This window comes from Variovorax paradoxus, from assembly GCF_040544635.1.
GTDB classification, from domain to species: domain Bacteria; phylum Pseudomonadota; class Gammaproteobacteria; order Burkholderiales; family Burkholderiaceae_C; genus Variovorax; species Variovorax paradoxus_R.
Genome location: NZ_JBEPKJ010000007.1, coordinates 117,526 through 137,863 on the forward strand (window position 1 = coordinate 117,526; position 20,338 = coordinate 137,863).

Annotated in this window: 20 protein-coding genes; 15 read left to right on the top strand and 5 right to left on the bottom strand. The window is 67.5% G+C overall.

What is annotated here, in order from left to right:
* Positions 1 to 28: 28 nt before the first annotated feature.
* Genes ABIC94_RS13805 through pyrC form a run of 3 tightly spaced genes read right to left on the bottom strand, consistent with a single transcriptional unit; the run spans position 29 to position 2,612 of the window.
* Positions 29 to 769: a DUF3025 domain-containing protein gene (locus ABIC94_RS13805; RefSeq protein WP_354373565.1), complete on the bottom strand. Its 741-nt coding sequence runs from the start codon at positions 767 to 769 to the stop codon at positions 29 to 31.
* Complete coding sequence (locus ABIC94_RS13810) at positions 766 to 1,584, bottom strand: NYN domain-containing protein (RefSeq protein ID WP_354373566.1); 819 nt, start codon at positions 1,582 to 1,584, stop codon at positions 766 to 768. Before ABIC94_RS13810 ends, ABIC94_RS13805 begins: the two co-directional genes overlap by 4 nt.
* Positions 1,581 to 2,612 carry a dihydroorotase gene (gene pyrC, locus ABIC94_RS13815; protein WP_354373567.1) on the bottom strand — a complete coding sequence of 344 codons (1,032 nt, stop codon included), beginning with the start codon at positions 2,610 to 2,612 and terminating at the stop codon, positions 1,581 to 1,583. Before pyrC ends, ABIC94_RS13810 begins: the two co-directional genes overlap by 4 nt.
* A gap of 115 nt (positions 2,613 to 2,727) precedes the next feature.
* On the opposite strand from pyrC, the gene ABIC94_RS13820 reads away from it, so the two are divergent.
* From ABIC94_RS13820 to ABIC94_RS13865, 10 genes are all read left to right on the top strand, one after another.
* Positions 2,728 to 3,744, top strand: a complete 1,017-nt coding sequence (locus tag ABIC94_RS13820) for a LysR family transcriptional regulator (protein ID WP_354373568.1) — start codon at positions 2,728 to 2,730, stop codon at positions 3,742 to 3,744.
* Complete coding sequence (gene cnbZ / locus ABIC94_RS13825; protein ID WP_354373569.1) at positions 3,728 to 4,501, top strand: 2-amino-5-chloromuconate deaminase CnbZ; 774 nt, start codon at positions 3,728 to 3,730, stop codon at positions 4,499 to 4,501. Before ABIC94_RS13820 ends, cnbZ begins: the two co-directional genes overlap by 17 nt.
* A 74-nt stretch (positions 4,502 to 4,575) precedes the next feature.
* Positions 4,576 to 6,234 (top strand): ABC transporter substrate-binding protein, encoded by a 1,659-nt coding sequence (locus ABIC94_RS13830; RefSeq protein WP_354373570.1) that lies wholly within the window; start codon positions 4,576 to 4,578, stop codon positions 6,232 to 6,234.
* A complete protein-coding gene (locus ABIC94_RS13835) occupies positions 6,234 to 7,187 on the top strand; it encodes an ABC transporter permease (protein WP_354373571.1) in 954 nt (317 codons plus the stop codon). The genes ABIC94_RS13830 and ABIC94_RS13835 overlap by 1 nt, the downstream gene beginning before the upstream one ends.
* 5 nt (positions 7,188 to 7,192) lie before the next feature.
* Positions 7,193 to 8,101 carry an ABC transporter permease gene (locus ABIC94_RS13840; protein ID WP_354373572.1) on the top strand — a complete coding sequence of 303 codons (909 nt, stop codon included), beginning with the start codon at positions 7,193 to 7,195 and terminating at the stop codon, positions 8,099 to 8,101.
* A gap of 160 nt (positions 8,102 to 8,261) precedes the next feature.
* On the top strand, positions 8,262 to 9,299 hold the full coding sequence (locus tag ABIC94_RS13845; RefSeq protein WP_354373573.1) for an ABC transporter ATP-binding protein: 1,038 nt from the start codon (positions 8,262 to 8,264) through the stop codon (positions 9,297 to 9,299).
* 58 nt (positions 9,300 to 9,357) lie between these two features.
* Complete coding sequence (locus tag ABIC94_RS13850; protein WP_354373729.1) at positions 9,358 to 10,350, top strand: ABC transporter ATP-binding protein; 993 nt, start codon at positions 9,358 to 9,360, stop codon at positions 10,348 to 10,350.
* A gap of 31 nt (positions 10,351 to 10,381) precedes the next feature.
* Positions 10,382 to 11,560, top strand: coding sequence for an amidase (locus ABIC94_RS13855; RefSeq protein ID WP_354373574.1), 1,179 nt, complete (start codon positions 10,382 to 10,384; stop codon positions 11,558 to 11,560).
* A gap of 69 nt (positions 11,561 to 11,629) precedes the next feature.
* Positions 11,630 to 12,376, top strand: coding sequence for a DUF7003 family protein (locus tag ABIC94_RS13860; protein WP_354373575.1), 747 nt, complete (start codon positions 11,630 to 11,632; stop codon positions 12,374 to 12,376).
* A 95-nt stretch (positions 12,377 to 12,471) separates the two neighbouring features.
* On the top strand, positions 12,472 to 12,858 hold the full coding sequence (locus ABIC94_RS13865) for a hypothetical protein (RefSeq protein WP_354373576.1): 387 nt from the start codon (positions 12,472 to 12,474) through the stop codon (positions 12,856 to 12,858).
* A gap of 192 nt (positions 12,859 to 13,050) precedes the next feature.
* On the opposite strand, the gene ABIC94_RS13870 is transcribed toward ABIC94_RS13865, so the two are convergent.
* Positions 13,051 to 13,569 carry an ureidoglycolate lyase gene (locus ABIC94_RS13870; protein ID WP_354373577.1) on the bottom strand — a complete coding sequence of 173 codons (519 nt, stop codon included), beginning with the start codon at positions 13,567 to 13,569 and terminating at the stop codon, positions 13,051 to 13,053.
* Between the two features lie 128 nt (positions 13,570 to 13,697).
* On the opposite strand from ABIC94_RS13870, the gene ABIC94_RS13875 reads away from it, so the two are divergent.
* A complete protein-coding gene (locus tag ABIC94_RS13875; protein WP_354373578.1) occupies positions 13,698 to 13,931 on the top strand; it encodes a hypothetical protein in 234 nt (77 codons plus the stop codon).
* Here the strand turns inward: ABIC94_RS13875 and ABIC94_RS13880 are convergent.
* Positions 13,916 to 14,836 (bottom strand): LysR family transcriptional regulator, encoded by a 921-nt coding sequence (locus ABIC94_RS13880; protein WP_354373579.1) that lies wholly within the window; start codon positions 14,834 to 14,836, stop codon positions 13,916 to 13,918. The two genes, ABIC94_RS13875 and ABIC94_RS13880, sit on opposite strands and share 16 nt — an antisense overlap.
* A 157-nt stretch (positions 14,837 to 14,993) precedes the next feature.
* Between ABIC94_RS13880 and ABIC94_RS13885 the strand changes: the two genes are divergently transcribed.
* From ABIC94_RS13885 to ABIC94_RS13900, 4 genes are read left to right on the top strand one after another with little or no spacing between them, the layout of a single operon-like run.
* Positions 14,994 to 17,126: a 3-hydroxyacyl-CoA dehydrogenase NAD-binding domain-containing protein gene (locus tag ABIC94_RS13885; protein ID WP_354373580.1), complete on the top strand. Its 2,133-nt coding sequence runs from the start codon at positions 14,994 to 14,996 to the stop codon at positions 17,124 to 17,126.
* 23 nt (positions 17,127 to 17,149) lie between these two features.
* A complete protein-coding gene (locus ABIC94_RS13890; protein WP_354373581.1) occupies positions 17,150 to 18,358 on the top strand; it encodes an acyl-CoA dehydrogenase family protein in 1,209 nt (402 codons plus the stop codon).
* 13 nt (positions 18,359 to 18,371) lie between these two features.
* Complete coding sequence (locus tag ABIC94_RS13895) at positions 18,372 to 19,514, top strand: acyl-CoA dehydrogenase family protein (RefSeq protein WP_354373582.1); 1,143 nt, start codon at positions 18,372 to 18,374, stop codon at positions 19,512 to 19,514.
* The gene (locus ABIC94_RS13900) at positions 19,511 to 20,326 is read left to right on the top strand and encodes an oxepin-CoA hydrolase, alternative type (RefSeq protein ID WP_354373583.1); all 816 of its coding nucleotides are present in this window, start codon (positions 19,511 to 19,513) and stop codon (positions 20,324 to 20,326) included. The genes ABIC94_RS13895 and ABIC94_RS13900 overlap by 4 nt, the downstream gene beginning before the upstream one ends.
* Positions 20,327 to 20,338: the final 12 nt, after the last annotated feature.

Below are 20,338 nucleotides of genomic sequence, written 5' to 3' on the forward strand. Positions count from 1 at the left end.
GGGTAGAGCGATGATAGGAGCAAAAGTTCTACGGCCCGGGTCGGAAGACCTTCGGGTCGTCATAGAAATCCGCCGATTCGTTCTCCGGCCACCAGCCGGGCACGCCCAGCACCGGCAGCGGAACAAAAGGTTTTTGCGCCAGGTATTCCGCATCGAGGCTGCGGGCCAGTGCCCGGTCGTCGGGCGCCGGCAACCCGCCCGCGCCCGGCGCAGGCAGCAGCACGTGCGCGGTGACCGCCTTGCGCGGGGTGGTGAGTTTCTCGAGCAGCGCGTGGCCGAACACGAGCAGCCGCGCCTCGGCCCACAAGGCGCGCTGCGTCACGAAAAGGGTGTGCCAGTCGCGCGCGGCCAGTGCTTTCCATAGCGCGGCGGGTGCATCGAGCACGGCGCCGTTCTCGTCGAAAAGCGTGAGCGCATCGCGCAGCGGGCCGCGCGTGGACGCGATGCCCCTGCGGGCGATTTCCGCGGCCTGCAGCTCGTTGAGGCGGCGCTTGGTTTCGGGGAACGCCAGCCAGACCAGCCCGTTGAAGAAGTCGTGCAGGTTGTCGCGTGTCGGCACGGTGCCGGTCTGGAAGATGTGCGCTTCGTACGCCAGGCCCGCGGGCAGGTCCAGCTGCGGCACGAAGACGGGCGAGGAGTCCGGCGCCGCGCTCTGCTGCAGCGCGGCCGCGACCGTGGTGGTGTGAAGTGCGGCGAGGGCTGCCGCCTCGCCGATGGCGCGATAAGGCGCGAGCCACGGCTGCGCCCAGTCGATCGCCGCCAGGCTCAAGGCGCGTGAGCCCCTGTCCAGCGGATGCGGTCGGGGTGCTGCAGCACAGTGAACTCCGCTGGGAGCTTGTCGAACAGCTTGAGCGAACTGCCGTGCTTGCCCAGCAGCCCGGCAGCGCGCAGGGCCTGGGCCACGTCGTTGAGCGGCACATCGGTGCCGCCGCGCAGCGCGGGCGCGGCCTGCAGGATGAACTCGGCGGCCTCGGAGGGCGGTTGCGGCTGTGCCTGTGCCGGCTTCGCCGCCTTGGCGGTCTTTCGGGCCGGCGTCTTGGCCGCGGTCTTGCGGGCCGGCGCTGCCGCGCTCTTCTTCTCGGTCTTGGCGGGTGCGCGCTTGGCGGCCACCTTGGCCACTGCCTTCTTCGCCGGCGCGGCGCGCGGCGCAACCGGCGCGCCGTGGTGCCGCAGGTCGGTGAACTCGTCGTAGACCGTCACGGTCTCTTCGCCGGTCTTGCCCTGCTGGCCGAGGCCGCACACGCGGCAGCCCTTTTCGCGCAGGCGAATCACGAGCGGCGCAAAGTCGGAATCGGAAGACACCAGCACCACCACGTCGGGACGCTCGGCGATCACGAGATCGATGGCATCCACGGCGAGCGCGATGTCGGTGCTGTTCTTGCCGGCCGAGATATTGACCATCGGCCGCACCGACAGCCGCTTGAAGAGCGCCTGCTGCTTGAGTGCGGTTTCGGCGTTGCAGTAGGCACGGCGCACATGAACCGCGCCGTACTCGGACATCGTTCGCTGCACGGCCTGCTCGATCACGTCGGCCGAAACGTTGTCGGCATCGATCAGCAGCATCACGCGCAGCGAGGGTGTCATGCGAGTCTCCAGGCGACGGTTTCACCACCACGCAGCGGCTTGAGCGTGGCGTCGCCATAAGGCACCGTTTCGGGCACGGTCCAGCTTTCGCGCTTCAGCGTGATGGTGCCGCTGTTGCGCGGCAAGTCGTAGAAGTCGGGCCCGTGGAAGCTCGCAAAGCCCTCGAGCTTGTCGAGCGCGCCCACGCTGTCGAAGGCCTCGGCATAGAGCTCGATGGCGGTCAGCGCGGTGTAGCAGCCGGCGCAGCCGAGCGCATGTTCCTTCAGGTGCGCCGGGTGCGGCGCGCTGTCGGTGCCCAGGAAGAAGCGGTCGCTGCCGCTGGCGGCGGCCTCGACCAGCGCCACGCGGTGTGTTTCGCGCTTGAGCACGGGAAGGCAGTAGTAGTGCGGGCGAATGCCGCCGGTGAAGATGGCGTTGCGGTTGTACAGCAGGTGGTGCGCGGTGATGGTGGCGGCCGTGAAGCGGCCGGCGTCGCGCACGTAGTGAGCGCCCTCTTTCGTGGTGAGGTGCTCGAACACCACCTTGAGTTCGGGGAAGTCGCGGCGCAGCGGAATCATCACGCGGTCGATGAACACAGCCTCGCGGTCGAACAGGTCGATGGCCGGGTCGGTCACTTCGCCGTGCACCAGCAGCAGCAGGCCGTGCTTCTGCATGGCTTCGAGCGTCTTGTAGGTGTGGCGGATGTCGGTCACGCCGGCATCGCTGTTGGTGGTGGCGCCGGCCGGGTAGAGCTTGAGCGCGCGCACGCCGGCCTGGGCGGCCAGGGCAATTTCTTCGGGCGGCAGCTTGTCCGTCAGGTAGAGCGACATCACGGGCTCGAAGGCCGTGCCTTCAGGCACCGCTGCGCGAATGCGGTCGCGGTAGGCCGTGGCCTGCGCCGCGGTGGTCACGGGGGGGCGCAGGTTCGGCATGATCAGCGCGCGGCCGAACTGGCGCGCACTGTGCGGCACCACGGCTTCGAGCGCGGCGCCGTCGCGCACGTGCAGATGCCAGTCGTCCGGGCGGGTGATGGTGAGGGTGTCTGTCATGGGGAGACGATTGTCGCATCGGCCCCTGCGGCACGCCCGTTGCTTGACGTGGTGCGCCGAACGGCCGATGGTTCGGCCGGGTTGCGCGATCCGGAACACGAAAAGGAACACCACGATGCTTTCCACGGCAATGCTCTACTTCCGCGAGACCGCGCGCGCCGGCTCTCTGCGCCGGGCGGCGGAACAGCTGGGCGTGGCGCCGAGCGCCATCAGCCGGCAGATCGCCAACCTGGAGGGCGAGCTGCAGACCGCGCTGCTCGACCGCCGCGCCAACCGCACGGTGCTGACGCCGGCCGGCGAACTGGTCCTCGCACATGCCGAGCGGGTGCTGCAGGACAGCACGGCACTGCGCGGCGCACTGCAGGAGCTGGTGGGCCAGCCCTGCGGCGTGGTGCGCATCGGCAGCATCGAGGGCATGGTCGGCCACTTTCTCTCGAACAACCTTGCGCGCTTCCAGAAGCGGCATCCGCAGGTCAGGGTGGTGGCCTCGGTGGTCGGCTCGCGCGCGGTGCTGGAGGCGCTGCAAGAGGGCCGCGTCGACATCGCGCTGGCGTTCAACCTTCCGGAACGCCATGCGTTTCGCGAGCATGCGCGACTCGAGCAGCCGCTGTGCGTGGTGGTGGCGCCGACGCATGCGCTCGCGCGGCGGCGCAGCGTGTCTTTCCAGGAGCTGGCGGGCCAGCGCGTGGCGCTGCCCGACCGCTCGTTCCAGATCCGCCACCTGGTGGACCGCATCGCCGGCCAGACGCAGGTTGCGCTGGAGCTCGTCATCGAGACCAGCACGCTGGACATGGCCAAGGGCGTGGTGCGCAACAGCGATCTGGCCACCTTCCTGCCGCGCTATGCCGCGCTGCACGAGGTGTCGAACGGCGACCTTTGCGCGGTGCCGCTGCAGGAGCGCGACTTTGCGGCCACGGCAACCAGCCTGCTCACAATGCCCGCCCACCGGCTCTCCCCGGCTGCGCGCGCGCTGCTCGAAATACTGTCGGCCAGCATGCGCCGCTACGGCGGCGGCGCGCCCGCCTGTTCTGATTCCGGCAACAGCGGCGTGCCGGAATCAGCCTTCCCGCCGGAGCCGGCGCTCCCTACATTGAGCGCTGACTTGGAGAGGCTGCATGAAGACTGCGACTGAGGTGGTGGATTTTCCCGAGGGCGGCTACCGCTACGTGAAAGGCGTGTTCCAGTATTCGGCCGGCGTGGCCGCACAGCCGGGGTTCGCGATCGAGCGGGTGCGCTTCCAGAAGGCGGTGCCGCTGGCCGACGGGTTCGACGCCATCGCCAACCACCTGGCCGCCATCGGCCGGCCGCTCGCGGCGCTGTGCGGGTGCGAACTGCGTTCGCCCGCGCCGTTCTCCGAACGCGGCTTTCATGACTTCAACCGGCTCTATGCCGGCACGCTCGAAAGCTGGGGCCTCGTGCGCGGCGAGCGCAACCCGGTCGCGCGCACCAACGTCTGCCCGCGCCTGGGCGCACCCGCGACGCCGGCGTTCCAGGCCTTCTCGTACACGGTGCCGGCCGACGACGACGCCGGCCCGCCGAGCTTCGTGGTGTCCGGCGGCGGCGAGGCGCCCGACGGCCACGCGAGCTACCGCGACGTGATGGTCCGCCTGGGCGACACCAGCACCGAGGGCATGCGCGCCAAGCTGGCCTATGTGATGACCGAGATGGAGCGCCGGCTCGCGGCACTGGGTTTCGGCTGGAGCGACGCATCGGCCGTGCAGGCCTACACCACGCACGACATCGGCGCCCTGGTGTTCGACGAGATCGTGCAGCGCGGCGCCCTGACGACCGGCCTGACCTGGCACCTCGCGCGCCCGCCCATCGTCGACATGGAATACGAGATGGACCTGCGCTGCGCCCGCCGCGAGATGGCCTGGGCCTGGCCCTGAAGACCACGGCTGGCACACGTCGTGCTTCACCACCGGTTCGACACCTTTTGCCTTTTCATCCCTAGGAGTTCCATGTGAAGCGTGCTGTTCCCGCCTTGATCCTGAAACCCCTGGCCGCCTGCGCGGCGCTCGCCACCTTGGCCTTCGCAACGCCGGCCCTGGCCCAGGAGAAAACGCTGCGCATCGCGATGACCGCGGCCGACATTCCGCGCACCCTGGGCCAGCCCGACCAGGGCTTCGAGGGCAACCGCTTCACCGGCATTCCCATCTACGACTCGCTCACGCAGTGGGACCTGTCGAAGGCCGATGCGCCGAGCGTGCTGATTCCGGCGCTGGCCGCCTCCTGGGCCGTCGATGCCAAGGACAAGACCAAGTGGGTCTTCAAGCTGCGCCCCGGTGTCAAGTTCCATGACGGCTCGGCCTTCACTGCCGACGCTGTGGTGTGGAACGTGCAGAAGGTGCTCGACAAGGACGCCCCGCAGTTCGACCCCAGCCAGGTGGGCGTGACCGCCTCGCGCATGCCGACGCTGCGCACCGCGCGCAAGATCGACGACATGACGGTCGAGCTCACCACCAGCGAGCCCGATGCGTTCCTGCCGATCAACCTGACCAACCTGTTCATGGCCTCGCCCGCGCAGTGGCAGAAGAAGTTCGACGCCGCAGCCGGCGCGACGCCCGCCGACAAGGCCAAGGCCGCATGGACCGCCTTTGCCGCCGACCCCGCCGGCTCGGGCCCGTTCAAGGTCACGCGCTTCGTGGCCCGCGAGCGGCTCGAACTGGCCGCCAACAAGGCCTACTGGGATCCCAAGCGCGTGCCGAAGATCGACAAGGTCGTGATGCTGCCGATGCCCGAAGCCAACGCGCGCACCGCCGCGCTGCTGGGCGGCCAGGTCGACTGGATCGAAGCCCCCGCGCCCGACGCCATGCCGCAGATCACGCAGCGCGGCTTCAAGATTTACTCCAACGCGCAACCGCACGTGTGGCCCTGGCAGCTTTCGTTTGCCGAAGGTTCGCCCTGGCTCGACAAGCGCGTGCGCCAGGCCGCCAACCTGTGCATCGACCGCGGCGGCATGAAGCAGCTGCTCGGCGGCATGATGGCCGAGCCCAAGGGCACCGTGCCGCCCGGCCACCCGTGGTGGGGCAACCCCAAGTTCGACATCAAGTACGACGTGAAGGCCGCCCAGGCGCTGATGACACAGGCGGGCTACTCGGCCGCCAAGCCGATCAAGGTGAAGGTGCAGATCTCCGCCTCGGGCTCGGGCCAGATGCAGCCGCTGCCCATGAACGAGTTTGCGCAGCAGTCGCTCAAGCAGTGCTTCTTCGATGTCGAGTTCGACGTGATCGAATGGAACACGCTCTTCACCAACTGGCGCAAGGGCGTGAAGGACCCCTCGGCCAACGGTGCCAACGCCACCAACGTGAGCTTCGCGGCGATGGACCCGTTCTTCGCCATGGTGCGTTTCGTCAGCACCAAGACCTTCCCGCCGGTGTCCAACAACTGGGGCTACTACGGCAACGCCGAGGTCGACAAGCTGGTGGCCGATGCGCGCACCAGCTTCGACGACAAGGCACGCGACGGCGCGCTGGCCAAGCTGCATGCGCACATCGTCGACGACGCACCGTTCGTCTGGATTGCGCATGACGTCGGCCCGCGCGCGATGTCGGCCAAGGTCAAGAACGTGGTGCAGCCCAAGAGCTGGTTCATCGACATTGCAACCATGACGATGGACTGATGCTGGCCTATCTGCTGCGCCGCGTGGTCTACGCCGTGCCGATCATGATCGGCGTAGCGCTGGTGTGCTTCCTGCTCGTGCACATCGCGCCCGGCGATCCGCTGGTGTCCATCTTGCCGCCCGATGCCTCGGCCGACCTGCAGGCGCAGCTGCGCGAGCTCTACGGCTTCAACCGTTCGCTGCCCGAGCAGTTCGCGATGTGGATCTGGCGCGCACTGCACGGCGACCTGGGCGTGTCCATTGCAAGCAACCGCGCGGTGGCGGGCGAGGTGTTCACGGCCGTGGGCAACACGCTGCGGCTGGCGGTGGTGGCTACGTTCATCGGCTTTGTGCTGGGCTGCCTGTTCGGCTTCGTGGCCGGCTACTTCCGCAACTCGTGGCTCGACCGCTTCGCCTCGATGTTGTCGGTGCTGGGCGTGAGCGTGCCGCACTACTGGCTGGGCATGGTGATGGTGATCGTGTTCTCGTCGCAGCTCATGTGGCTGCCGGCCACCGGGGCGGGGCCGGGCGGCTCGAGCGACTGGGCGTGGGACTGGGAGCATGTGCAGTTCCTCATCCTGCCGGCCCTCACGATGTCGGTGATTCCCATGGGCATCATCGCGCGCACGGTGCGCGCGCTGGTGGCCGACATCCTGGACCAGGAATTCATCGTCGGCCTGCGCGCCAAGGGCCTCACGCACTTCGGCGTGTTCCGCCACATGGTGAAGAACGCGGCGCCCACCGCCCTGGCCGTGATGGGCCTGCAGCTGGGCTACCTGCTCGGCGGCTCGATCCTGATCGAGACCGTGTTCTCCTGGCCCGGCACCGGCTTTCTCCTGAACTCCGCGATCTTCCAGCGCGACCTGCCGTTGCTGCAAGGAACCATCCTGGTGCTGGCGCTGTTCTTCGTATTGCTGAACCTGCTGGTCGACGTGCTGCAAACCATGCTCGATCCGCGGATTGCGCGGGCCTGACCACCATGAGCGCACTCCCCATCCCTTCTTCTCCTGCTGCAGCCGCCGATGTGAAGCCGCTGCCGATGCAGCGCTCGCGCGGCTACTGGACGTCGGCGCTGCTGCGCTTCACGCGCGATCCGGTCGCCATGGGAGCCGCGTTCGTGGTGCTGCTGCTCATAGGCCTGGCCGTGTTCGGCCCCTGGCTCGCGCCGGCCGACCCTTACGCTTCGTCGATGCTCAAGCGGCTCAAGCCCATCGGCACCGAAGGCCTGCCGCTTGGCAGCGACGAGCTGGGCCGCGACATGCTGTCGCGCCTGATCGTCGGTGCCCGGCTCTCGCTGTTCATCGGCATCACGCCGGTGATCTGCGCCTTCGTGCTGGGCACGATGATCGGCATCGTCGCGGGTTATGCGGGCGGCCTTACCAACACGCTGATCATGCGCACCATCGACGTGTTCTACGCCTTCCCGTCGGTGCTGCTGGCCATCGCGCTGTCGGGCACGCTGGGTGCGGGCGTGGTCAATTCGCTGATCTCGCTGACCATCGTGTTCATTCCTCAGATTGCGCGCGTGGCCGAAAGCGTGACCACGCAGGTGCGCACGCGCGACTATGTGGAGGCGGCCCGGGCCTCGGGTGCGAACCCGTTCACCATCGTGCGGGTGCATGTGCTGGGCAATGTGCTTGGTCCGATCTTCGTGTACGCCACGAGCCTGATCGCGGTGTCGATGATCCTGGCCTCGGGCTTGTCGTTCCTGGGCCTGGGCGTAAAGCCGCCGGAGCCGGAGTGGGGCCTGATGCTCAACACGCTGCGCACTGCGATCTATGTGCAGCCGTGGGTTGCTGCGTTGCCCGGAGCGATGATCTTCATTACATCGATCTCTTTCAATCTCCTGTCCGATGGGTTGCGGTCGGCGATGGACAACAAGGGTTGAGGATGGGCGCTTTCTTTGTTCGCCGCGTTGGGGAGCGTTCGGGGTGCGCACCCGCCGACGGGGGACATTCGCGGAGGGGAGTACCCGGTGGCCTTTGCACCCGCCCCGAACAAGAGCGCCAAGAACAGCAGCGCCAAAAACAAGAGCAACCAAGGACAGCATGGACGCACTGAAAGACATCGGCGGCCCCGCACAACCGCTGCTCACCATCACCGGCCTGGTCAAGCACTTCCCGCTCAAGAAGGACCCTTTGGGCCGCGGCGGCGGCTTGGTGCGCGCGGTCGACGGCGTCGACTTCGAGGTGCTCAAGGGAGAAACACTCGGCGTCGTCGGCGAATCGGGCTGCGGCAAATCGACCACCGCACGACTGCTGATGCAGCTCATTGCACCAACCCGGGGCGAAGTGGTGTTCGACGGCCGCGAAGTCGGTGGCCGCGAACTTCCGCTCAAGGAGTTTCGGCGGCAGGTGCAGATGGTGTTCCAGGACAGCTACGCCTCGCTCAACCCGCGCCTCACCATCGAGGACTCGGTCGCCTTCGGCCCGCAGGTGCACGGCGTGAGCCGGCGTGAATCGGTGGCGCGTGCGCGCGACCTGCTCGCGCGCGTGGGCCTGGAGCCGCAGCGCTTTGCCGAACGGTATCCGCATGAGCTGTCGGGCGGACAGCGCCAGCGGGTCAACATTGCGCGCGCGCTCGCATTGCAGCCGCGCATGGTGATTCTCGACGAGGCCGTGTCGGCGCTCGACAAATCGGTGGAAGCGCAGGTCATCAACTTGCTGCTCGACCTCAAGGCCGAGTTCGGCCTGACCTATCTTTTCATCAGCCATGACCTCAACGTGGTGCGCTACGTGAGCGACCGCGTCATGGTCATGTACCTCGGCCAGGTGGCCGAGATCGGGCCGGCCGACGCACTCTACGATGCGCCGGCGCATCCCTACACCCGCGCGCTGCTCTCGTCGATGCCCTCGATGGACCCCGACAACCGCACCGAGGAAGCGGCGCTGGCCGGCGACCCGCCGAATCCGATCAACCCGCCCTCGGGCTGCCGCTTTCATCCGCGCTGCGCGCTGGCCGCGCCGGTGTGCAGCCAGGTGGTGCCCGAGCCCATCGCCACCGGCGCGCGGCACGCGGCGAGTTGCCTTGTCCACGAGCCTGGCAGCGGGCATCCGATGGCCGCGACGCTGGCCCGGGCCGCGTGAACGCATGAAGACCACGATGAACAACAACCCATCTTCTTCATCCTCCTCCGCCGAGCCGATGGTCCGCCTGCGCGACCTCAGCGTTACCTTCAGCGGCGGCCGCAAGCCCGTGCATGCGGTCAGCGGCGTGAGCCTGGAAGTGCAGCGCGGCGAAGTGGTCGCGCTGATCGGCGAATCGGGCTCCGGCAAGAGCGTGACCATGCGCACGCTGCTGCGGCTGCACCCCGAGCGCCGCACGCGCATGGGCGGGCAGGTGCAGGTGGCCGGGCGCGACGTGCTCGCGATGCCGGCGCGCGAGCTCGACGATTTCCGCGGCAAGGTCGCTTCGATGATCTTCCAGGAGCCGCTGCTTGCGCTCGACCCCGTGTATTCGGTCGGCGCGCAGATCGTCGAGTCGATCCGCCGGCACGAGAAGAAGGTGACGGCAGTCGAGGCGCATCAGCGTGCGCTCGCGCTGTTCGAGCGCGTGCGCATCCCGAGCCCCGAGCGGCGCCTTGCGGCCTATCCGCACGAGATGTCGGGCGGCATGCGGCAGCGCGCGATGATCGCGCTGGCGCTGGCCTGCCGGCCGCAGCTGTTGCTGGCCGACGAGCCGACCACCGCGCTCGACGCCACGGTGCAGATCCAGATCCTTCTGCTGCTGCGCGAGCTGCAACGCGACCTCGGCCTGTCGGTGATCTTCGTCACGCACGACATCGGCGCCGCGGTCGAGGTGGCCGACCGCATCGCCGTGATGTATGCAGGCCGCATCGTCGAGGAAGGCACTGCGCGCGAGCTGATCCGCTCGCCGCGCCACCCCTACACCATCGCGCTGCTCAAGAGCCGCGCGCATGGCGCCCTGGCACGCGGCGCACGGCTCGAAACCATCGGCGGGGCGCCGCCCGATCTCTCGGCACTGCCGCCCGGCTGCGCCTTTGCCGAACGCTGTGCGCTCGCCACCGATGCCTGCCGCGCCGCGCAGCCGCCAGTGGTCGAGCTCGCGCCGAACCACCGCGCGCGCTGCATCCACACCGACGCCGCAGCAGCCATTGCGCCCACGCTGGTCGCCTGACCCGCACTGCACCCACACACGACAACACGCCATGCCCCTGCACGACCCCGCCCACGCCTTCGTTCCGTACCCCGACGCGCCGGTGCCGCATGCGCCCACCGGTCCGCTGGCCGACCTGAGCTTTGCGGCGAAAGACCTGTTCGACGTGGCCGGTTATCCCACCGGCGGCGGCAGCCCGATCGTGCTGGCGATGTCGGGCATCAAGACCCGCACCGCGCCTACCGTGCAGAAGCTGCTCGATGCGGGTGCGCGCTTCGCGGGCAAGACCGTGACCGACGAACTCGCGTTCTCGATGAACGGCAACAACGCCCACTTCGGCGCACCGGTCAACGGCGCGGCCAAGGACCGCATCACGGGCGGCTCGTCGTCGGGGTCCGCCTCGGCGGTGTCGTCGAGCCTTTGCGACTTTGCGCTCGGCACCGACACCGGCGGCTCGGTGCGTGCACCGGCCAACCACTGCGGCTTGTATGGCCTGCGCCCGACGCATGGCCGCGTGAGCCTGGAGGGTGCGCTCGACCTGGCGCCGAGCTTCGACACCTGCGGCTGGTTCGCGCGCGACATCGGCACCTTTGCGCGCGTGGCCGACGTGCTGCTGGGCGCCGACGCATCGGCCCTGCCCGAGCGCGTGCGTCTGCTGGGCCCCGACGACATGTGGGGCCTGGCCGCGCCCGCCGCGACGAAGGCGCTGCAAGGCGTGATCGACCGTGTGCAAGGCCTGCTCGGACCCGCGCAGGGCACGACAGTGGCAATGGAATCGTTCGATGCGATGTACTGGAACTTTCGCTACCTGCAGTCGCGCGAGGCCTGGCTTACCGACGGTCCGCTGATCGAGCGCTACGCACCGCCGCTGGGCCCTGGCGTGGCCGAACGTTTTGCGTGGTCGCGCGAGGTGACCGATGCGCAGGTCGCGGCCGCGCGCGTCTTTCGCACCGCGTTCCGCGCGCACCTGGCCGTGCTGCTGGGCACCGACGGCGTGCTGCTGATGCCGACCATGCCCGACATCGCGCCGCTGCGCAGCGAGAGCGAAGCCGGCCTGGAGGACTACCGCAACCGCGCGATCCAGATGCTGTGCATCGCGGGCCTCAGCGGATTTCCGCAACTGTCGATGCCGCTCGCGCAACGCGAGGGTGCGCCGCTGGGCATTTCGCTGCTCGGTCCGGCGGGTTCGGACCGGTCGTTGATTGCATTGGCGCAGCGCATCGCGGCCTGAGCGCGCTGCGCGCCGCGGCGGTCTCAGGCGCTAGAGTCGACCCCGAAGCCAATACCGGAGCCGCGTCCCATGCTGAACTGCCAAGAAGCCGACATCCTTTCCGTCCTCGACCGGTGTTGCGAGAGCTACGTGTTCCCGATGCTGGACAACGGCTACGTCTACCTCGCGGCCACGCGGATGTCGCTGTACCGCTCGAGTGAGGACTGGGCGATGGTGATCGAAGTGTTCGGCTTTTCGCCCCGGGCGGGCATTCCGGACACGCACGTGCACACCTTTGCCAGCCGACTGCACAACCGCAACGAGGAAGCGAACTACGCCAGCAGAGAAGCCTATGAGAAGTACCTGGCGCACAACCCGCACAACGAATCGCGCTTCGTTTACCCGATCGAGGAAGGCGAATGGCAGGACCCGGAAAACCCGGAGTGGGCCTCCAATGGCCCGTGTAAATTGAGATTGCGAGGCAAGGCAGTGTCGGCACCAACCGTCACGGACGTCCACACCCAGGGCATCGTGCCGCTCGAAACGGCACGGCTATACACCTTCGAACTCTGCCGCGCCCTCGCGGCCACGCACCGCGACGACGTGCTGGCAAGCGCCTCGGAACGCCGAGTGAGTGTCCTCCCGGAAATGCAGCAGATCCTGCAACTTGAAGCGTGGCACCACCCCGATGTGGTCGATGAAGAGCACCGGCCAAGCAATTCGCCGACCTTTCAGCAACTGGCGAAGGTCCTGGTCACCGGGGATGTCTCGCACTACCAGCCCACGCTCGAGCCGAACACGCACTGGGAGAATTGGCCGGACGGTGGAACCCTCTAGCGGCAAGGCTGACTCGCGGGCGCAACACATCGCGAGCTGGTGCGGCCAAAGTCCTTGCCGTCGCGCGACGAGGCTGGATACGATGCGACGCACTCATGCTCGTACGTTTCGTCATTCACAAGAACGATCAGGATTCGGGTCGACGGCAAGGGCTCTTCCAGGCGCTGTCCGACCTTGAGTACGAAGGGGTTCTTCTCGAGCACGAGCAAGCGCAGTACGACGGAACCTACGAGTGGTTTCGAAAGCACCTCAGGAAGCCACGCAGCTTTACCAGGTCGTCCAAGCCGCATGCAAAGAAAGTGGCGTTGAGCTGGTTCAAGGACACGGCTATCGAACACATCTCGAAGATGCACGAACTGATTCAGATCCTGGAAGCGCATGGCATCGTCGTCGACACACTTCGAACCGAAAGACCTGGGTATATCGTCTATGAAGATGAGTTCCAGATCACGGCTGAGCCATTTCGGGAAACGGTCACATAGCCAACCCGTATCGTTCTGGAAGACCCGTTATCTCGGGAAGCACTTGCGTCCGTTCGATCAGGCCGGCGCCGCAGTCGACACAGGGCTGGCTCCTGCGGCCGGTTGACACCACGAGGCATTGGCGACCTTGGCACGGGAAGCCGTTCTGGTGGCGCAAAGCCTGAAGAACAAGCCCGCCGGCAGCAAAGGCGCCTAGCCTTTCCAGCCGACGATCACCGGCGCCCCGACCGCACAGGTGTCGCAATCGACGTGCTGGCCGGCGCGTTCCACCACCACGAAGTCGCCCGCATCCACCGCCAGCAGCGCGTGGTGCCAGGTGCCGGGCGCAAGCGTTACGCCCTGCAGGCCGTTGGTGACAAACGCAGCGAGTGCATCGGCCGAAGGCGCTTTACCGGCCTGCGCCACGACGATGACGAAACGTCTTTCGCCCAGGGGCACGAAGGTCTGGCTGCCGAGCGCGTGGCGCTCCATCTCCGTGACCTCGTGTGGAAAGCGGCGTGCCTGCGCGCGGAACAGCGCGAGCATCGCTCGTCCGTCCTTGGCGCCGAGTTGCAGGTCGTCGACGAGGTCGAAACGCTCGGCATTGCCGCCGTTGATCGAGCGGCCTGCGTTCGCGGGCGCGGCCAGTACCGTGCCGTAGGGCGCAAAGGCCTGCTGCGTCAACGGCTGCGCCGTGAGCTGCATCCGGGCATGGAAAAGGGCATCGTTCATGCCGCGAGTACAGCAGAAAACATGCCGGTGGTCACCCGGCCCGATCGGGGCTCACCAGAACATCGACACGGCAGGCTAAAGTCGAACGCCTCCTCTTCCCGTGCGCTAACCATGCGCTTTCCTTTCCGATGCGACGCTCTCTCACCCTCTTCCTGCTTGTTCCGGTCGTCCTCCTTGCCGCAGGATGCGCATCGGGAACCACCGCACCGCGCGTTGTCTGGCTGGGCGACGGCGTGTTCAAGTCGCCCAGCCCGCAAGACGCCGAGGCCTACTGCCGCAATTTCGGCGCTCCGTTGCGCTATCTCGACCCCAAGGGCCCGCGCGCGCCGGTCGTCGGCGAAGTCACTTACCGCTGCGATTGATCGGCCGAGTCCGTTGCGGGCGGCCGCACCCGTTCCAGAATGAAATCGATGAATGTCCGGATCGCCCGCGTGTGCTGCCGGTTGGGCATGTAGAGCATGAACATCTGCGTGCCGAAGATGCTGAGGCGCCAGTCGTCGAGCGTGGTCACTACCTCGCCGCGACGGATGTCTTCGTTCACCACGTAGTCGGGCACCAAGCCGATGCCGAGCCCCGCGAGAATGGCTTGGCGCAGGAACAAAAAGTTTTCTGAAATCAGCGTCGGTTCCAAAATCACTTCGCGCCGGGTCTCACCCTGGTAGGCCGACACGCGCAGTTGCCGGCCGATGACGGCGGCCGTGACCACCGGCGCGCCCTGCAGTTCGTCGAGCTGGGTGGGCAGCGCGTGCTTCGCCGCGTAGTCGCGTGAGGCGCAGGCCACGTAGCGCACCGGCCCCAGCTCCCGCGCCACCAGGTTCTGCGGCGGCTCGGGCACCACGCGAATGGCAATGTCGACCTCGTCGCGCAGCAGGTCTTCGATGCGGTTCTCGAACACCACGTCGAGCACGATGCCGGGGTACTGCCGTTTGAAGTCGATCAGCCAGTCGGCCATGACGAGCTGGCCGTAGCCGCTGGGCACGCTGAGCCGCACGCGCCCCTGCAACCCCTCGCCCAGCGTGGTGACCGATTCCCGCGCGGCCAGCAATTCGGTCTGGATGGCCACGCCGTGCTGGTACAGGCGCAGGCCGATTTCGGTGGGCTCGGCCCGCCGCGTGGTGCGCCGCACCAGCTGTGCGCCAACCGAGCGCTCCAGCTGGTTCAGGTGGTAGCTGACATTGGCGCGGCTCATCTTCAGCCGGCGGGCGGCAGCGCTCAGGTTGCCGGCATCGAGGATTTCCACCAGCAGGGTGAGCGATTGGAGGTCCATGCGGCCATTGTGTCAAAAATTCTTTGACAGTCTGTCAACCATCTATGCAATTGTCAAAGCGGCGGTGCGGGCCAAGAATGCGGGGTTCACCCCAGAGCCTCGGGCCCCTCGCCTTGCATCCGCATCCGCAGGGCCCGCCAACGCAAGAGACAAGCACATGGCCACCACCACTCCCGCCCCTTCCACGTCTTCCGGTCCTGTCACCTTCGAGCGTCTTGGCGACGTGTTCGTGGTGACCATCGACAACCCGCCCGTCAACGCCCTGGGCGTGGATGTGCGCCGCGGCCTCGTGGCCGCCATCGAAGCGGCGGAAGCCGACAGCGCTGCCGCTGCGGTGCTGATCGTCGGCGCGGGCCGCAACTTCATCGCGGGCGCGGACATCCGCGAGTTCGGCAAGACGCCGCAGCCGCCGTCGCTGCCCGAGGTGTGCCTGAAGATCGAGAACTGCACGAAGCCTGTGATTGCCGCCATCCACGGCGCAGCACTTGGCGGCGGGCTCGAAGTGGCGCTGTCGGCGCACTACCGCCTTGCCGCACCTTCGGCCAAGCTGGGCTTGCCCGAAGTGCAGCTCGGCCTCTTGCCCGGCTCGGGCGGCACGCAGCGCGCGCCGCGCCTCGTCGGCGTGAAGGCCGCGCTCGAACTGATGCTCAGCGGCCGCCATGCGGGCGCGAAGGAAGCGCTGTCGCTCGGGCTCGTCGACCGCCTCGGCACCGAAGCCGATGCGCGCGCCGAAGGCCTGGCCTACGCGAAGGAACTCGTCGCCGCCAAGGCCCCAGTGCGCCGCACGCGCGAAGCCACCGCGCTGGCCGATGCCGAAGCTAGCCGCGCCGCCCTCGAAGCTGCACGCGTCGACACCGCCAAGAAGAGCCGTGGCCTGTTCTCGCCGATGAAGATCATCGAAGCCGTCGAGGCCGCGCTCACGCTGCCTTTCGACGAAGGCATGGCGCTGGAGCGCAAGCTGTTCCTGCAGTGCATCGACAGCCCGCAGCGCGCCGGCCTGATCCACGCCTTCTTCGCCGAGCGCGAAGTGCTGAAGGCGCCCGAGACAAAGGCCGCCAAGCCGCGTCAATTGGAATCGGCCGGCATCATCGGCGGCGGCACCATGGGTGCGGGCATTGCGGTGGCGATGCTCGATGCAGGCCTGCCCGTCGTCATGATCGAGCGCGACGAGCCCAGCCTCGCGCGCGGCCGCCAGCATGTCGAGAAGGTGTACGACGGCCTCATCCAGAAGGGCCGCATGACTCCCGATGCCAAGGCCGCCGTGATGGCGCGCTTTTCGGGCTCCATGTCTTACGACGCACTCGCGCAGGCCGACATCGTGGTCGAAGCCGTGTTCGAAGACATGGGCGTGAAGAAGGCCGTGTTCGCCGAACTCGATCGCGTGTGCAAGCCCGGCGCGGTGCTGGCCACCAACACCTCGTACCTCGACATCGACGAGATCGCGGCCAGCATCAAGCGCCCGCAGGACGTAGTGGGCCTGCACTTCTTCTCGCCGGCCAACATCATGAAGCTGCTCGAGATCGTGGTGCCCGCCAAGGTGAGCGCCGATGTGGTGGCCACCGGCTTCGAGCTCGCGAAGAAACTCAAAAAGGTGCCCGTACGTGCCGGCGTGTGCGACGGCTTCATCGGCAACCGCATCCTCGCGGTGTACCGCCAGGCCGCCGACCACATGATGGAAGACGGCGCCTCACCCTACCAGATCGACGAGGCGGTGCGCAACTTCGGCTATCCGATGGGGCCGTTCCAGGTGTCGGACCTGGCGGGCGGCGACATCGGCTGGGCCACGCGCAAGCGCAAGGCGGCCACGCGCAACCCGGAGGCGCGCTACGTGCAGATTGCCGACCGCATCTGCGAGCGCGGCTGGTTCGGCCAGAAGACGCAGCGCGGCTACTACCTGTACCCGGAAGGCGCGCGCACCGGCGTGCCCGACCCCGAGGTGCTGGCCATCATCGACGCCGAGCGCGAGCGCGCCGGCATCGAGCCGCGCGCCTTCACGGAAGAAGAAATCATGCGCCGCTACATGGCCGCGATGATCAACGAAGGCGCGAACGTGGTGCACCAGCGCATTGCGTTGCGCCCGCTCGACGTGGACGTGACCTTTCTCTACGGCTACGGCTTCCCGCGCCACCGCGGCGGCCCGATGAAGTACGCCGACACCGTGGGCCTGCCCAAGGTGCTGGCCGACATCCGCGAATTCGCGAAGCGAGATCCGCTCTTCTGGCAGCCCTCGCCGCTGCTGGTCGACCTGGTCGAACGCGGCGCGAACTTCGACAGCCTCAACCACGCCTGAACCCCTTAGGAAGAAGCGACGCCATGGACCTGAACTTCACCCCCGAAGAAGAAGCCTTCCGCGCGGAAGTGCGCGCCTTCCTCGCCGACAAACTGCCCGCACGCCTCTCGGCCAAGGTCAGCAGCGGCAAGATCCTGGCCAAGGCGGACATGGAGGAATGGCACGCCATCCTCAACGCGCGCGGCTGGCTTGCCAACCACTGGCCCGAGCAGTACGGCGGCCCGGGCTGGACGGCAGTCGAAAAATTCATCTTCGAGCACGAATGCGCGCTGGCCTTTGCACCGCGCATCGTGCCCTTCGGTGTGAACATGCTCGGGCCGGTGCTCATCAAGTACGGCAACGAGGCGCAAAAGCGCCATTGGCTGCCGCGCATCCTCGACGGCTCCGACTGGTGGTGCCAGGGCTATTCGGAACCGGGCGCGGGCTCCGACCTGGCGGCTGTGAAAACCTCGGCCGTGCGCGGCATCGATGCGCAGGGCGATCACTACATCGTGAATGGCCAGAAGACCTGGACCACGCTGGGCCAGCACGCCAACATGATCTTCTGCCTGGTGCGCACCAACCGCGAGGCGAAGAAGCAGGAAGGCATCAGCTTCCTGCTGATCGACATGACCTCGCCCGGCGTGGAAGTGCGCCCGATCATCACGCTGGACGGCGAGCACGAGGTGAACGAGGTGTTCTTCTCCGACGTGCGCGTGCCGGCCGAAAACCTGGTCGGCGAAGAGAACAAGGGCTGGACCTGCGCCAAGTACCTCTTGACCTACGAGCGCACCAACATCGCGGGCGTGGGCTTCTCGGTGGCCGCGCTCGAACAGCTCAAGGGCATTGCGACCACGCAGACGAAGAACGGCAAGCCGCTGGCGGAAGACCCGGCCTTTGCCGCGCGCATGGCGCGTGTCGAAATCGACCTGGAGAACATGAAGACGACGAACCTGCGCGTGATTGCCGCCGTGGCCGGCGGTGGCGTGCCGGGTGCGGAGAGTTCGATGCTGAAGATTCGCGGTACGGAGATCCGGCAAGAAATCTCGTCGCTCGCCCGCCGCGCGATGGGCGTGTACGGGCGGCCCTTCATCGAGGAAGCGCTGCACGACGGTTTCGACGGCGACACCTTCGGCCCGGCCTACGCATCGGCCGCGGCCGCGCGCTACTTCAACAACCGCAAGCTGTCGATCTTCGGCGGCTCGAATGAAATCCAGAAGAACATCATCTCCAAGATGATCCTCGGGCTGTAAAGGAGACACGCACATGAACTTCGAACACACCGAAGACCGGCGCATGCTCGCCGACAGCCTGAACCGCTTCATCGCCGAGCAGTACGCTTTCGATGCGCGCGATCGCATTGCGAAGTCCGAGCACGGTTTCAGCAAGGAGATCTTCCAGCAGTTCGCCGAACTCGGCGTGATCGGCGCGCTGTTCAGCGAAGCCGATGGCGGCTTCGGCGGCGGCGGCTTCGACATTGCCGTGGTCTTCGAAGCGTTGGGCCGCGGCCTCGTGGTGGAGCCGCTGCTGGGCGCGGTGATGGTCGGCGAGGCGCTCAGCGCCGCCGGCAGCGAAGCGCAGAAAGAAAAGCTCGGCGACATCATCAACGGTTTGACCGTCGCGGCCTTCGCGCACGACGAGGCCGACACGCACTACGAGCGCACGCGCGTGCAAACCAAGGCCGAGCGCAGCGGCGACGGCTGGGTGCTGAACGGCGCCAAGGCTGTCGTGCCGCAGGGCGAGCAGGCCGACCTTTTCCTCGTCTCCGTCCGCACTTCCGGCAACGTCGACGACGAAGCGGGCATCTCGCTGTTTCTCGTGCCCGCGAAGACCGCGGGCCTCACGGTGCGCGGCTGCCCCGCCATCGACGGCGGCCGCGTGGCCGAACTCACGCTCGACGGTGTGAAGCTCGGCGCCGATGCATTGCTGGGCGCTGAAGGCCAAGGCGCTGCCACGCTCGAACGCGCGATCGGCCGCGGCGTGCTCGCGCTGTGCGCCGAGGCCGTGGGCGCCATGGAAGCCGCCAAGACCGCCACGCTCGACTACCTGCGCACGCGCAAGCAGTTCGGCACGCTCATCGGCAGCTTCCAGGCGCTGCAGCACCGCATGGCCAACCTGCTGCTCGAGATCGAGCAGGCACGCTCGGCGGTGATCAACGCGGCAGCCGCCATCGACGGCACCGACCGTGTCGCGCGGGAGCGCGCGCTGTCGGCCGCCAAGTTCAGCATCGGCCGCATCGGCGCGCTGGTGGCGGAAGAAAGCATCCAGATGCACGGCGGCATCGGCATGACGTGGGAGCTGCCGCTGCCCCACTATGCCAAGCGGCTCGTGATGATCGACCACCAGCTCGGCGACGAAGACCATCATCTGCAGCGCTACATCGCGCTCGGCAAGGAGACTGTGCAATGAGCGACAAGACCGTTCTCATCTCGCAGCAGGGCGCCGTCCGCATCCTGACCAACAGCAACCCGGGCGCGCGCAATGCGATCACGCCGACGCTGTACGCCGAACTCTCGGCCGCGCTCACCGATGCGGAGAACGACCCCGAAGTGGGCGCCGTCGTGTTCACCGGCGCAGGCGATTTCTTCTGCTCCGGCGGTGACCTGAACCTGCTGGCCAAGCGCCGCGAACTGCCCGTCTCGGAGCGCCGCGAAAAGCTCGAAGGCCTGCACAACCTGATCCGCGCGATCCGCGATTGCGGCAAGCCGATCATCGCCGCGGTCGAAGGCGGCGCTGCCGGCGCGGGCCTGTCGATGGCGCTGGCGTGCGACATGCTGGTGTCGGCGCGCGATGCGTTCTACACCGTGGCCTACGTCAAGGTCGGCCTCACGCCGGACGGCGGCGCGACCGCCTTCCTTGCGGAGTTCGTCTCGCGCCAGGTGCTCACCGAGATGTGCCTCACCGGCGACCGCATGCCCGCAGAATGCCTGCATGCGCTGGGCGCGGTCAACCGGCTGACGGACAAGGGCGCCGCGCTGGCCGAGGCCATCGCACTTGCCGCCAAGGTGGCCAACGGACCGCAGCGCGCGAGCGCACGCATCAAGACGCTGTGCCGCCAGGCGCACCGCGCCACGCTCGAAGAACAGCTCGAGGCCGAGGCCGTGTACATGGTCGAGTCGCAGGCGGATGCCGAAGCAGCCGAAGGCATTGGCGCCTTTCTTGGCAAACGCACGGCGGATTTCGCCGCGTTGCGCCGCCAGAAACAGAACCCGTCGTCCTGACGCCACCGCCCG

Excerpts from the sequence above, each read along its gene's own strand:
- ABIC94_RS13810 (WP_354373566.1), bottom strand. The coding sequence starts at position 1,584 with ATGACACCCTCGCTGCGCGTGATGCTGCTGATCGATGCCGACAACGTT.
- pyrC (WP_354373567.1), bottom strand. The coding sequence starts at position 2,612 with ATGACAGACACCCTCACCATCACCCGCCCGGACGACTGGCATCTGCAC.
- ABIC94_RS13820 (WP_354373568.1), top strand. The coding sequence starts at position 2,728 with ATGCTTTCCACGGCAATGCTCTACTTCCGCGAGACCGCGCGCGCCGGC.
- cnbZ (WP_354373569.1), top strand. The coding sequence starts at position 3,728 with ATGAAGACTGCGACTGAGGTGGTGGATTTTCCCGAGGGCGGCTACCGC.
- ABIC94_RS13835 (WP_354373571.1), top strand. The coding sequence starts at position 6,234 with ATGCTGGCCTATCTGCTGCGCCGCGTGGTCTACGCCGTGCCGATCATG.
- ABIC94_RS13840 (WP_354373572.1), top strand. The coding sequence starts at position 7,193 with ATGAGCGCACTCCCCATCCCTTCTTCTCCTGCTGCAGCCGCCGATGTG.
- ABIC94_RS13845 (WP_354373573.1), top strand. The coding sequence starts at position 8,262 with ATGGACGCACTGAAAGACATCGGCGGCCCCGCACAACCGCTGCTCACC.
- ABIC94_RS13850 (WP_354373729.1), top strand. The coding sequence starts at position 9,358 with ATGGTCCGCCTGCGCGACCTCAGCGTTACCTTCAGCGGCGGCCGCAAG.
- ABIC94_RS13855 (WP_354373574.1), top strand. The coding sequence starts at position 10,382 with ATGCCCCTGCACGACCCCGCCCACGCCTTCGTTCCGTACCCCGACGCG.
- ABIC94_RS13860 (WP_354373575.1), top strand. The coding sequence starts at position 11,630 with ATGCTGAACTGCCAAGAAGCCGACATCCTTTCCGTCCTCGACCGGTGT.
- ABIC94_RS13865 (WP_354373576.1), top strand. The coding sequence starts at position 12,472 with ATGCTCGTACGTTTCGTCATTCACAAGAACGATCAGGATTCGGGTCGA.
- ABIC94_RS13870 (WP_354373577.1), bottom strand. The coding sequence starts at position 13,569 with ATGAACGATGCCCTTTTCCATGCCCGGATGCAGCTCACGGCGCAGCCG.
- ABIC94_RS13875 (WP_354373578.1), top strand. The coding sequence starts at position 13,698 with ATGCGACGCTCTCTCACCCTCTTCCTGCTTGTTCCGGTCGTCCTCCTT.
- ABIC94_RS13880 (WP_354373579.1), bottom strand. The coding sequence starts at position 14,836 with ATGGACCTCCAATCGCTCACCCTGCTGGTGGAAATCCTCGATGCCGGC.
- ABIC94_RS13885 (WP_354373580.1), top strand. The coding sequence starts at position 14,994 with ATGGCCACCACCACTCCCGCCCCTTCCACGTCTTCCGGTCCTGTCACC.
- ABIC94_RS13890 (WP_354373581.1), top strand. The coding sequence starts at position 17,150 with ATGGACCTGAACTTCACCCCCGAAGAAGAAGCCTTCCGCGCGGAAGTG.
- ABIC94_RS13895 (WP_354373582.1), top strand. The coding sequence starts at position 18,372 with ATGAACTTCGAACACACCGAAGACCGGCGCATGCTCGCCGACAGCCTG.
- ABIC94_RS13900 (WP_354373583.1), top strand. The coding sequence starts at position 19,511 with ATGAGCGACAAGACCGTTCTCATCTCGCAGCAGGGCGCCGTCCGCATC.